The following is a 12,802-nucleotide window of genomic DNA, read 5'->3' as shown; positions in this document are numbered from 1 at the left end:
CGACGGGAAGAAGGTGATTTATACATATTTAACATAGAAGCTGCATAAAATAACTTGTTCATGCTTGGCGCTTTAATTTTTGAACAGGAATGGACGCCCATTTTGGTGTATTATGGTTTATTTTTGCAACCGTTACTGTCATATCATCATGGATAATCTCAGAACGCGAGCGAATCACTTCCTCTAGGATTAAATCAGCTACTTCTTGTGGGTCGTTTGTCTCTAATCCTTGTAGTTTCCGTTTCATCCATAAATCATAGTTCTCTACATGCAAGGGTCCTTCAAATACCCCATCACTCATCATGATGAGTAAATCTCCGGCCTTCAATTGCTCACTTACCACGTCCACTTCAAATTCCTGGATCATCCCAATTGGCAAATTGCTGGCTTGGATTTTAATAATCTTATTTCCTCTCTTTATAAAACTCGGTGTGGATCCAATCTTAAGGAACTTCGCTGATGCATTTTGCAGGTCAATCATGGCTAAGTCCAACGTAGAAAAAATTTCATCCGTTGTCCGAAGTGAAAGGATGGAATTAACAGATTTTATCGCCACCTTTTCCTCAATGCCCGATTGCAGGATTTTTTGTAAAAGAAGCAAGGTTTCTTTACTTTCGTAATGTGCTCTTTCTCCATTTCCCATCCCATCGCTGATGGCAATCGCATACTTACCAAATCCTAGTTCAATCGTCGAATAGCTATCACCTGAAACCAGTCCGCCATCCTTTGCTGCATGAGCTACACCTGTTTCCACTGTATACGCCTTTGACGACCTGAATGTCACATGACAAAAGTCTGTCGGAACGGTTGCACATTCTTCCAGTTTTACAACGATTGTCTCACCAAGAATATCTGATAACATCGGGGCAATTAATTTTTCACATTCACCATGGCCATTGCAAAATGGCAGGGACATTTCAATATCGACATTTCCTTGTTCAAGGCTATAAATTTCCACCTGCTCAATGTGAATACCGAACGATTGCATCGCCTCCATAATTTGCTCTTCCTGTTTGTGGTGATTTTCCCTTTCCCGTTGAATCTCCTTTGCGAAATTATCCATTACCTCTGATACACCTAACAATTGATCAGCTACCAACTTACGACTCTCTTGAACCTGTCTCTTCAGCTTTTGGTTGGCTTGGAAAAAGGTTAATTCCTGGCCAATTGATTCATAGACTTTTTTGGAACGTGTACAAATTCTTTCCCAATCCCTTGCTAGTTTAGAAGAAATATTCCCACCGTTTTGATCCATTTCATGAATAATCTCTTCCATATAAGCATAGGTTGTATTAAAATTACTAGCCCAACATTGATCTTTCTTAAAGCAGGTTTGGCAGGTCTTTTCAGTCACGTTACTCATAAAGTAATCCATTTCCCGCTCATTTTCATCTTCCCGCGGTTGAACCTCCATCTGTGAAAAGCTTTTGGACAAGGCATGGAAGACATTCGAAAATTGTGACACCCGCTGCGCGGTGACGTCGCGCATCTTCCGCATATATTTTTGCTGTTCAGCAGTGTATTCCGGCGTACCAGGGATATACTTCGCTAATCTTGAGGTTAATACTTGAGGTGTCAGCAGGAATAAGAAAACAGCCGCCGATGTTTCCAAAACGGTCATCAGAATCGAACCATCGCCACCTTCCCCATACATGCCAATGAGGAGCGTGGCAATAAATAAACCAATCGAAACACCTATTTTCTTCCCTTCCTTCATAAGGCCGCCCAGAACACCTGAAAAAGCTAGTAGACTCATATGATAAAAACTTGAAACACTTGCAAGGCTGAAAATCAACCCCGTAACCACCCCAACAGTGGAGCCGACAGTTGCCCCAGCAATAAATGAAAACACTAACACTAAGTATCTCGACAAGATATGTTCCACCGATAAATCATATACCTTCCAGCCGATCGTCCCTGTCATGATGGAAGCAAGCATGATAATTAAACAGACGATTTCTTCTGTCTTTAACAATTGTCTTCGTTTGTTAAAGGTTAACAAGGGAATACTTTGTAAAAAGATAAGCGTCAATATAAAAGCTAGACTTGTTTGTACCCCTACCATCATGAAATCATATAGTGTCAATTGTGTTGAAAGGATAAATGCTTCAGCTAGTTTCCCCAGTCCAAGCACAATGGCGACAAAAAACGGCGCTGCCTTCAACTCATTTGTTAGCCATTTCTTGCTAATACGAAAAACAACGATAAAGCAAAGGGTAATGATAAAGGTACTGGCAGCATTTGATAAGGAAATGGTCACTGCCCCGATAACCAGTCCGATCAAGGCAAGCGGTGCCCGATCTCGCTTAATTAAATAAACAGAAGCAAAAAAGGGAAGGCAAAAAGGGGTCAGCTTCGCCAAGATCAAGGCCCGTCCAAGTAAAAAACCAACCAATAATAGTAAGAACCCTTTTTTTATGAAAAAGGACTCCAGCATTAGTTGAATTTTTTTCAATCCACTCTGCAAAGCCCATTTGGATGGCTGAAGATTAACTTCACTGACCGGTTCTATGAAACTAGCATTTGTCTTTTCCATAAATCACACTCCCTATTCTTTCATTGTTCAGATAATTATAAAATTAATAGACACAGAAGTTTGTCAAATTAGTGAACTAGCAAAAAAAATCGTTCGACTGTTTTCACTATTATCATTCAAATAATATTAATTAGTGTCGAAACAAAATGGGTGTCAGGCACCATGTGAATAAATTCACATGGTGCCTGACACCCATTTTCCGTTTAAAGTACAAAAAAGACAGGTCATTTTCGACCTGTCTTTACCTATAGATATGAAGTGAATCCACTCTTTATCCTATTAAAAGTTTAGCAGCAAGTTACCCCCGCTTAGCTCCTCTTCCTCCACGTTTGGACTCTGTGTTCCTTTTTAAGGAAGATAAACGATCTTCACTATCTTTTAAAAATTTGGCCATTTTGGTTTCAAAATTTTCCGGCTTAAAATTATTACGATCGTTGTTTCTACCCTGACGAGGTCGTTGTGAGTGTGAGTTTGAGTGGGATCTTTGCTGTGACTCAGGGCGATCCTTTGCCTTTTTAATCGACAGCCCAATCTTCCCATCCTTCTCAACATTAATGACTTTTACCTCTACTTGGTCGCCAACCTTCAAATGGTCATTAATATCTTTCACATAATTGTCTGCGACCTCACTGATGTGTACGAGTCCTGTTGAGCCCTCCGGCAGCTCCACAAACGCTCCAAAATTAGTAATCCCGGTTACCTTTCCTTGTAACTTGCTGCCTACTTCAATTGACATAAAAAGAATGTTCCTCCTTAAAAGTTTAAAAAATCAATCTTACTCTATATTATACAAAAAGAAAAAAATCAGTGTCAATATGACTATAAAATGGTTCATTTACCCTTCTTTTCATCTGGAATATTAAAAATGATTTCACCTTTACTGGAGAAAAAGTACTCTTTTCTTGCCAACTTTGCAATATAATCATCATCATTTAATTTAATAATATTTTCATTTAGAATATCTTGCTGCCCTTTTAATTGCCTTAACTCATGATCCAGCTGCTTCTTCTGTGCAATCTTAGCATTGAGCTTTGCCGTTTGGGAAATGTTACTGGAAATCATCAAGTAAGAGAGAATGCTCGCAAATACCAGAAACATTGTCAGCCTTCTTGCTAATAACTTCTTTTTCCTAGCTGAAGCAATTTCTGCATATTCTTGCTGCTTTACAAAGGTTGTCTGAATCTTTGATACACTACTCTTTTGTTCTGCTCCCATTTCCCTCACCGCCTTACTCATTTCGTTTTTTCCATCTATCTATAAACTTAGTAATATAATTCCTGATTCTCTGAAAATTTCCTGCCGTTTTATTATATAACTTCTCGACGGATTTTTTAATACTTTTCGGCAAAAGTTTCCAAAAGAGCAACAGGATTTTTTGCATCGGAACGACAATAATTTTGACTATTAATAATAAAACCTTACCAATAAATTTTACAAGGGTGAAAAGGCCCCTGCCAATCGCAATGATAATGATGATAATAAACTGAACAAGCCCAACAATTGGTTTATAGATCAATAGCTGGAAGGTCTTTTTCAAGAAGCGGCTGATCGCAATCACAGATTTTATCACAAATTCGAGCAAGCGAAGATAGATCCCTTTAAATAGACTCTGGTAAGCAGCAAATCCACAAATAAGAGCGAGGAAGATATAAAATCTAAGCTCGCCATTATTGACTAAAAATAGGGTATAGAAAATAATCACTGCTTGGATAATCCAAAAGAGTAAATCATTCAAAAAGACTATCCATTGCTTTCGTTTCGGCCGTTTTAAAAACCGTTGATAAGTATCGAACATGGCACCAAACAAGGTGCCCATTCCAATCATCGAAAGCAGGGTGAAAAATTGAGTCGAGAGGCTCATCGGAACAACTTACTAAAGAATCCTTTAGCTTTCTCCCCGTGCTGCTCATCAAGATAAACTAGATCAAAGATCTTCCCCTTGATCGAAACAAGACCCTTTTCTACATCTAAGTTTTTCATTTGCAGGTTCTGCCCTTTGATAGCTAAAAACCCCATGGTGGTCTCGAGTAAAAACTCCTCATTATCAAAACTTTCAACTTGTTTAACCCCTGTAATATCAAGCAGCCTTCTGCCCCTCATGATGACATCATGTTCTGGAACGGTGCTCTTTGATGGATTATTCTCATAAAATTGGCTCATTAACATCCCTCACAATCTTTGTACAACCTTTTTGATACATATTTATGTGAGGGATGAAAAAATTAGAACCCGGTTACTAAAAGGGCGATTCGGTGGAACCAATTCTTTCTTCATTGATGATAGTATACATTTCTGCTGCATCTTCCTTGCGTGTGGTATCTTGAATTCGGTCAATTCTCGCTGTTACCTTCCTCTGCCCTAAACGAATGGTTAATTCATCACCGACTTTTACCGTTGAGCTGGCCTTAGCCTCTTTCCCATTAATTTCAATTCGTCCCTGATCCGATACTTCTTTTGCTAAGGTCCTTCTTTTAATTAAACGAGATACTTTTAAAAATTTATCAAGACGCATGTAGTTGTCCTCCTCTTTTATAATCCCTTAACTTTTGCCTCATCCCAATATTGGTCAAGTTGTTCAAGTGTATGTTCCTCAAATGTCCTGCTGCTTTCCTTTACCCTTTCCTCGACAAACTGAAACCGGCGTGTAAACTTCTCATTGGTTTCAAACAAAGCTTCTTCCGGATGAATCTTTAAGAATCTGGCGACATTTACAAACGCAAATAATAAATCACCGAATTCCCCTTTCGCACGTTTCATTCCTTCTTCTGTTCCATCAAGCTCCTGCACAAATTCTTCGAGCTCTTCTTTCACTTTCTCCAAAGCTGGGGTAATTTCCTGCCAATCAAAGCCAACCTTGGCTGCTTTCTTTTGCAGTTCATAGGCTCTTAACAGATTGGGTAATGCCATTGACACCCCCTCAAGTAAAGAGTTGGGTGCTTCTTCACCCTTTTCCTGTCTCTTAATCTCCTGCCAATTTCGAACGACTTCATCCGCATTCTCTGCCTCAACATTTCCGAAGACATGGGGATGGCGTCGAATCATTTTTGCTGATAATCCCTCAATAATGTCATCTATCGAAAAATAACCATCATCCTCACCAATTTGTGCATGGAGCATGACCTGCAGCAGTACATCGCCAAGTTCCTCAATTAAATGATCAATATCTCCACTATTTATTGCATCAATCACTTCAAAGGTTTCTTCAATTAAGTATTTCTTTAAGGATTCATGTGTTTGCTCCCGGTCCCATGGACAGCCTGTCGGACTCCTGAGTTCGGCAATAATTTCCCTGAGTTTTGAAAAATTCTTCAATAGAATTTGTTCTTCTTTAACTGGAGGGATATAAACGGACGTTAAATTGTTGATTGATACATTTCGATCCAACTCATACAAAGGTATCTTCTCGATAATCTCAGCACTGCTTCCTGCGGCCGTTACAATATACACCAAATAATCATCAGGTAATTTTTCCATTAACGTTAGTTTCACGTTCGAAGCAACAAATTGATCGTAAACTTGGCCAATGATCATATGTTGTTGAATCTGCAGCAGCTCTTTGCTTAGTGATGTCCCATCAAGCAATTGGAATCCTTCAATGGGGTCAATTTTTAACGACGTAAATAAGGCGTCAATAAAGCTTTGACCGCCGCCAATCGTAATCTCAATCTCTCGCTTTGGACCATACTCTAAAAGGAGCTGTACGGTCTGCTCCGCCACTAGCGGGTGTCCGGGGACCACATAAACCACCGCCTCGCGGCCGGCCTTATCCAATAGTGTCTGAGCAATTTCTTCATACACATCCTCAAATTGATCATGTTTTTCATAAATCGCATCAAACGAAAGATAAGTAAATCCTTCTTTCTCTAACTCAGCGACGACAGGGTGCTCCTTCGTCCGTAAAAATACCTCTCCTGCGTTCATTAATTTCTTATATACTCCAACGGGAAGCTGCGCTAAATCCCCTGCACCTAAACCAAGAATCTCAATCTTTTTCACCATCTATTCCTATCCTTTCGTGCCATTAATTTTATTAATTTACTTCCAAATGGAAATAATGATAGTTCTTCTTCAAGAAACACTCTCCCCCTAATCATCACCAATAAGAAGAGGAATCCACCTAATAGAGCGGAACTTAGCGATTGAAAGACGGACTCGATTCGTCCAACATCATCTGTGCCCCATAAATATAAATAAACTTTTAAAAAGACGACCATAGTTGCTGTCGCCATGACCACCGTCCACGAAAAGCGCAGAGAAAATAGCGAAATCCTGGTGATCTTTTTAAATTGAACGAATAACAGAACTGTGACGAGAAATAGTGAAAGCAGTGAAGAAATGGCTGCCCCCATTGTTCCATATAAGGGAACGAACACACCATTTAGTATATATTTCACCGGAAAGGCAAGGGCTGCCGCGATGGCAGGAAAAAGCATGACTCCAAGCCCTTGCATAATGGCAATAATCGTTGATGTAATCGATGTAAATAGAATCATAAAGCCAAGCACACCGATGACCTCAGATCCTGCGTTATTTTCAAACAGCATCGTATTGGTTGGTTCAATAATTGCCCATAGTCCAGCCGATGCCCCGACACCAATGATCACACTTACCTTAAGAGCTACTTGAATTTTGTGTTGCAAAAATTCCGGTTTGGCTGATAAACGCTCTCTTGTAATTAAAGGAACAAGTGTTAATGACATCGAGGTCGCAGCAATGGTACCTAATTGAATAAGCGGCTGCCCCCGATCAAATATCCCCTTAAGGCCCTTTGCCATGTCTTTTTCAACTCCACTTGAGACAAGAAGGGAGAAGAGATTTAACGAATCCCCTAACTGGATAAAAATCATCAGCATCCCGCTGATACAAATCGTTAGACCTTGGAAGATCAGTGCCTTTAGGATCTTTTTGGCCTCGCCAGCATAGTTTTGAAACATACCTGGACCGGGTGCTATTACCTTCCATTCTTTACGAATCCACAAAAACATAAACAAGATGATTCCTGAGACCATACTGCCTGTAATCGAGCCAAACATGGCCCCTCCGCCAACAAGATACTGTGAATAGCCCTTTTCCATAAAAAGATATGCTAGAAAGAGGATGGTTACCACCCTGGTTGATTGTTCCCCCACCTGGGATAAGGCGGTAGGAACCATGTTGCCGCTGCCTTGGTAATACCCGCGTAGGATTGATATCAGTGGAAACATCAAAAACACGATTGAGACAACCCGTAAAAGAATCGCTAGATGCGGGTCATTCATCCAAACCGCGATGCTGCCTGCCCCAAAATAAAGAACCAAGAAACAAAGAAAACCAAATAATTGCAAATAAATAAAGGAGAAAAATAACAAAAGACGAGATTTGATATCGTCACCTTTTAGTTTCTGCTCCGCATACAGCTTAGAAATAACCACCGGAAAGCCCGTCGTCGACAGGACGATGGCCATTCCATAAAACGGGTACACCTGTTGGTATATGTAAAAACCGATATCACCGACAATATTTTGAAAAGGAATTCGGTAAAAGGCACTTAAAATTTTTGTAACCAGTGCCGCTAGCATTAAAATAAAAGCCCCCCTAAACAGAGCCCTAGACTGATTCACAGACTTCATTCATTCACCTACTAAATAGAAAAGCGGAAGCGCCCGTTTAGCGGCGTATGGACTGGAGCACTTTGACTGAGATAAAGGAAACACGAAGAGCGTAGCGATTCGAAGTTGACTTATCGACAGGAAAAGGGCGAAGTACACTAGCCGCTGGGCGCTGGAGCTAGACATTAAAATACAAACTCGAAGGTTATTATAGCACACGAACAGCCGTTTTTAAGCTAAATAAAAAAGACAGCTGTCGCTGCCTTTTTTATGATTCCATTTGTCGAGCGAGGAACCCAGCTGCGGTTTCTACCGCCTTTTGTTCCACCTCGCCAAGAGTTCCTTCTTTAGAAAAAATAATGACTGCTCCGATTGGGTCACCATTTGCAATAATAGGTCCAATCGTATAGGAAGTTACTGCTTCCTCATTTCCATCCACTAAGGCAATATCGCCCTTTTGCGTGTTCAAAATTGAATTTCGCTCTTCCATGGACTTTTCAATGACATCACTAATATTTTTATTTAAGTATTCCTTCTTAGAACCCCCGGCCATTGCGATAACAGAGTCTCTATCACAAATTAATACAGGGTTTCCAAGGCTATCAAAAAGCGCTTCAGCATATTCTTTGGCAAAATCACCCAATTCACTAATAGGTGAATATTTTTTCAAGATGACTTCTCCGTCTCGATCCACAAAGATCTCTAACGGATCCCCTTCGCGTATACGCAAAGTTCTGCGTATTTCTTTGGGAATGACAACACGACCCAAATCATCGATTCGACGAACTATTCCAGTTGCTTTCATCCAATGTTGCCTCACTTTCATCTGATGATTATTCAACTTGGTAATGATCCTTGAGAGGTAAGAAATAGACTAGCTTTTCCAAATTAGATAATTCGGTCGCTTCCGCCTTTCTTGCCAATCATCACCAACTTTGAACTTAGTATCTTTCATCTGGAAAGTTATATACATAAACGTAATTTTTTTTCAAATATCTTAGAATTATCCCAAATTGGATAATGCTTCATTTCTTTGGAATGATTCGCTCAAACGGATTAACTTGGTTAGAGTAACTCTGTGTTGGCCAATTCCTCTTAATTCACGGGATTTTCATGAACCTTTTTGGCTTTGGATACACCCTTAACCATTTCAAAGGTAATATTCAACCATTCTGAAACAGAATAATCCTTGATTTTAATAACAATTTTCAGTCGAGGACCTTCCATTCCTGGAGAAACATTTCGCCCAAACTGACTGCCAATTTGGAAAATCTTACTTCCATCAATGGTGTTGGTCACCTCTTCATTTATTAAAATGGTTACTTCTTGTTTCGATTGTTTAATTTGGTCCACGCCATTTAATAGAGCATAAACTTTCATTTCAGCAATCTGAAATAAAGAGGCAACCTCTTCCGGATACTCCCCAAAACGGTCGAGCATTTCTGATTCAAGTTCCTCAATATCATCGAGGGACTCAGCACCCCTGAACCGTTTATACATCTCTATCTTTTGATGCCCATCCTTAATATATGTATCAGGAATATAAGCATCAATTTCAAGGTCAATTTCGACTGATTTCTTTACAGCTGTTCCAGGTACGCCGATGCTTACCTTTCGCTCTTCAATCGCCTCTTTTAACATCTGGGAATAAAGGTCAAAACCAACAGAGTCAATAAATCCATGCTGTTGGGCACCTAATAAATTACCCGCTCCCCTGATCGATAAATCACGCATGGCAATTTTAAAACCAGAACCTAACTCGGTAAATTCCTTAATAGCTTGAAGACGCTTTTCTGCGACCTCCGTTAAGACTTTATCTTTTCGATAAGTGAAATAGGCATAGGCGACACGGTTTGAACGACCAACGCGGCCGCGGAGCTGATAAAGCTGAGACAGACCCATTCGATCCGCATCATAAACGATTAAGGTATTTACATTCGGTATGTCCACACCGGTTTCAATGATGGTGGTACTAACAAGAACATCATATTCACCCGCTAAAAAGCCGATCATCACCGTTTCTAATTCATTTTCTGTCATCTGACCATGAGCACATACCACGCGTGCATCCGGCACAAGCATCGATATTTCTTCCGCTTTTCGCTCAATATCTTCCACCCTGTTATATAAATAATAAACTTGTCCGTCTCGGGCTAGTTCCCTTTCGATCGCTTCCCGCACCAATGATCCATTATATTCCATCACATACGTTTGGACAGGGAATCGGTTTTCAGGCGGCGTCTCGATGACCGATAAATCTCTGACACCAAGCATAGACATATGCAGCGTTCGAGGGATTGGCGTTGCAGTCAAGGTTAAGACATCAACATTTGTTTTTAGTTTCTTGATCTTTTCCTTATGAGTCACTCCAAAACGCTGCTCTTCATCAATAATCAACAGGCCTAAATCCCGGTAAACAATATCTTTGGATAGCAGGCGGTGTGTTCCTACGACAATATCAATCGTCCCTGCCTTTAATCCTTTAATTGTTTCTGTTTGTTGTTTCTTCGAACGGAAGCGGTTCAACAGGCCAATATTAATGGGATAATCCTGAAACCTTTCCCGTAATGTTTCATGATGCTGCTGGGCCAAGATGGTAGTTGGAACCAGAAAAGCTACCTGCTTGCCGTCAGCGATGGCCTTGAAGGCGGCACGAATGGCTACCTCTGTTTTTCCATAGCCAACATCCCCGCAAAGAAGACGATCCATCGGACGCGGTCTTTCCATGTCTTTTTTAATCTCATGAATAGAGCGCAATTGATCATCAGTTTCTTGGTAAGCAAAAGACGTTTCAAAATCTTTCTGCAAATCTCCATCAGGTGAATAGGCATAGCCAACCGCTGCTTCCCGCTCTGCATATAATTTAATTAGATCGTCAGCAATATCTTGAACAGAAGATTGAACCTTCTTCTTGACCTTTTTCCAATCCGTTCCGCCCAACTTATAGATCTTTGGCTCTTTGCCTTCCGAACCAACATACTTCATGACTAGGTCAATCTGTTCGACAGGGACATATAGTTTGTCTGTTCCTTGATAACGGATATGGAGATAATCCTTATGAATTCCGTTAATGACAAGCGTTTCAATCCCTAGATATTTACCGATTCCATGATTGACGTGAACTACAAGATCACCGATTTTTAGCTCAGAGTAACTTTTAATTCTTTCAGCATTTGATAGTTTTTGGCGATTAGTAGATTTTTTGACACGTTTATTAAATAGTTCTTCCTCAGTAATCACCGCTATTTTCTGAATGGACAGTTCAAAACCTGTTTGCAGATTCCCATGCATAATTTGAACTTTACCAGGCATCAGCTGTTGTCCGCTTTTGATTACACTCGCACTGATCTCATAATCCTCGAGGACACGCTCTAGCTTTTTAACCCGTTCTTCATCAGGTCCTAAAAATAAAATAGAATAATTGCTTTTTTTCCAACGGTCCACCTCTGCTTTTAACAAATGCATCTGACCGTGGAAGTTTTGCATTTGCTTGCAGGATATATTAATAATATTTTGCGGGCTGGTATTTGCCACATGCCGCAAAAATAAGGACATATAAACGATTGGCCATTCCTTTTTATGCAAAAGTACAGTTAGGTCATGGGAAATATGTAAATCATGGATAATCTGACCAGTGCCAAGTAAACTTGTATACCATTCTGCCTCTTCTTTTACTAATGAATCATTCATTTCTTGAACTCGGCTTATTTCATCAACAAATACAAGTCCATTTCTTGGCAGGTAGTCTAGTAGACTACTAGCACGATCGTACGCTAGTGATAGGTATTTAAATACTTGGTCAGGCTTCTGTCCATTTTTTAATTGCTCTATTTCAAAACTGATATTCTGTGACAGTTGCATTTTGGCCTTATCATCCTTCAGCTTTCGAAGGCTATTCCCTAACCCTGCTTCAAGCTTCTCAACCATTTGGCTATAATTCTCTGCTTCCAGTAATACCTCTGTTGCCGGTCCAATCTGAATCTCTGAAACCTTTTCCTTCGAACGTTGGTCTTCTAAAGAGAAGGAACGAATCGAGTCGATTTCTGTATCGAATAATTCAATTCGGAGCGGATTTGACTCCGTTAGCGGATAAATATCAATAATCCCGCCTCTTACACTAAATTCCCCTGGTGTTGTTACCATTTCTGCTCGAACATACCCCATTTTGATAAATGTGTTTAAGGTTTGGTCAATATTTATATCTTCTCCTAATTTTAATGAGAGCTGGTATTTCTCCCAGATTGACTTAGGTGGGACAATTTTCTTTAATCCTGCAACGGGGACAATTAATATTCCCTTTTTATGTTTACTCCAGTAATTCAAGGCTTCTATTCTTTGTGCCTTTAATTCAGGACTGGCAATACTCATTTCGGCAGCAATTAACTCATTCGCAGGAAAAAGAAAAACTTCCTTTTCGCTTAATAGATTGACAATATCATCATAAAGTTTTTGTGCTTGTAGTAGATTATGTGTGACGAGCATGATCGGCCTTTGCATTTGTTCGTAAATAGATGCGGCTAACACGGTTCTAGACGATCCTGATAACCCAGCAATCAGCTGTTCCTTTAGGCCCTCTTCCACTCCGGCAATCACGGAATGGACATCTTCCTGCTTGAGGAATAACGATGTTAAAGCATTCAAGATTTCTCCTCCCTCCTTCTTCCATCAAAAATCATAA

Annotated in this window: 10 protein-coding genes; all 10 read right to left on the bottom strand. The window is 40.1% G+C overall.

The window, feature by feature from the left end:
* Positions 1 to 58: 58 nt before the first annotated feature.
* Positions 59 to 2,536, bottom strand: a complete 2,478-nt coding sequence (gene spoIIE, locus M3610_RS23540; protein ID WP_251463055.1) for a stage II sporulation protein E — start codon at positions 2,534 to 2,536, stop codon at positions 59 to 61.
* A gap of 298 nt (positions 2,537 to 2,834) precedes the next feature.
* A complete protein-coding gene (locus M3610_RS23535; protein ID WP_098576773.1) occupies positions 2,835 to 3,272 on the bottom strand; it encodes a S1 domain-containing RNA-binding protein in 438 nt (145 codons plus the stop codon).
* Positions 3,273 to 3,367: 95 nt separating this feature from the next.
* Positions 3,368 to 3,751: an FtsB family cell division protein gene (locus M3610_RS23530; RefSeq protein WP_098576793.1), complete on the bottom strand. Its 384-nt coding sequence runs from the start codon at positions 3,749 to 3,751 to the stop codon at positions 3,368 to 3,370.
* 13 nt (positions 3,752 to 3,764) lie between these two features.
* Positions 3,765 to 4,397, bottom strand: coding sequence for a spore cortex biosynthesis protein YabQ (gene yabQ / locus M3610_RS23525; RefSeq protein ID WP_251463053.1), 633 nt, complete (start codon positions 4,395 to 4,397; stop codon positions 3,765 to 3,767).
* The gene (gene yabP / locus M3610_RS23520; RefSeq protein ID WP_098576771.1) at positions 4,394 to 4,696 is read right to left on the bottom strand and encodes a sporulation protein YabP; all 303 of its coding nucleotides are present in this window, start codon (positions 4,694 to 4,696) and stop codon (positions 4,394 to 4,396) included. The genes yabQ and yabP overlap by 4 nt, the downstream gene beginning before the upstream one ends.
* A 76-nt stretch (positions 4,697 to 4,772) precedes the next feature.
* Entirely contained in the window at positions 4,773 to 5,048 is a 276-nt protein-coding gene (locus M3610_RS23515) for an RNA-binding S4 domain-containing protein (RefSeq protein ID WP_098576770.1), read from the bottom strand.
* A gap of 17 nt (positions 5,049 to 5,065) precedes the next feature.
* Positions 5,066 to 6,535: a bifunctional methyltransferase/pyrophosphohydrolase YabN gene (yabN, locus tag M3610_RS23510; RefSeq protein WP_251463051.1), complete on the bottom strand. Its 1,470-nt coding sequence runs from the start codon at positions 6,533 to 6,535 to the stop codon at positions 5,066 to 5,068.
* Entirely contained in the window at positions 6,529 to 8,145 is a 1,617-nt protein-coding gene (locus M3610_RS23505; RefSeq protein ID WP_285851465.1) for a putative polysaccharide biosynthesis protein, read from the bottom strand. Before M3610_RS23505 ends, yabN begins: the two co-directional genes overlap by 7 nt.
* Before the next feature lie 247 nt (positions 8,146 to 8,392).
* Positions 8,393 to 8,929 carry a stage V sporulation protein T gene (gene spoVT / locus M3610_RS23500; protein WP_098576767.1) on the bottom strand — a complete coding sequence of 179 codons (537 nt, stop codon included), beginning with the start codon at positions 8,927 to 8,929 and terminating at the stop codon, positions 8,393 to 8,395.
* 290 nt (positions 8,930 to 9,219) lie between these two features.
* A complete protein-coding gene (gene mfd, locus M3610_RS23495) occupies positions 9,220 to 12,765 on the bottom strand; it encodes a transcription-repair coupling factor (RefSeq protein WP_251463047.1) in 3,546 nt (1,181 codons plus the stop codon).
* Positions 12,766 to 12,802 lie beyond the last annotated feature (37 nt).

The sequence above is a fragment of the Neobacillus sp. MER 74 genome (assembly GCF_023714155.1).
This window is presented reverse-complemented; position numbering and strand designations above follow the sequence as displayed.

Excerpts from the sequence above, each read along its gene's own strand:
- yabP (WP_098576771.1), bottom strand. The coding sequence starts at position 4,696 with ATGAGCCAATTTTATGAGAATAATCCATCAAAGAGCACCGTTCCAGAA.
- M3610_RS23535 (WP_098576773.1), bottom strand. The coding sequence starts at position 3,272 with ATGTCAATTGAAGTAGGCAGCAAGTTACAAGGAAAGGTAACCGGGATT.
- spoVT (WP_098576767.1), bottom strand. The coding sequence starts at position 8,929 with ATGAAAGCAACTGGAATAGTTCGTCGAATCGATGATTTGGGTCGTGTT.
- M3610_RS23530 (WP_098576793.1), bottom strand. The coding sequence starts at position 3,751 with ATGGGAGCAGAACAAAAGAGTAGTGTATCAAAGATTCAGACAACCTTT.
- spoIIE (WP_251463055.1), bottom strand. The coding sequence starts at position 2,536 with ATGGAAAAGACAAATGCTAGTTTCATAGAACCGGTCAGTGAAGTTAAT.
- yabN (WP_251463051.1), bottom strand. The coding sequence starts at position 6,535 with ATGGTGAAAAAGATTGAGATTCTTGGTTTAGGTGCAGGGGATTTAGCG.
- M3610_RS23515 (WP_098576770.1), bottom strand. The coding sequence starts at position 5,048 with ATGCGTCTTGATAAATTTTTAAAAGTATCTCGTTTAATTAAAAGAAGG.
- M3610_RS23505 (WP_285851465.1), bottom strand. The coding sequence starts at position 8,145 with ATGAAGTCTGTGAATCAGTCTAGGGCTCTGTTTAGGGGGGCTTTTATT.
- yabQ (WP_251463053.1), bottom strand. The coding sequence starts at position 4,397 with ATGAGCCTCTCGACTCAATTTTTCACCCTGCTTTCGATGATTGGAATG.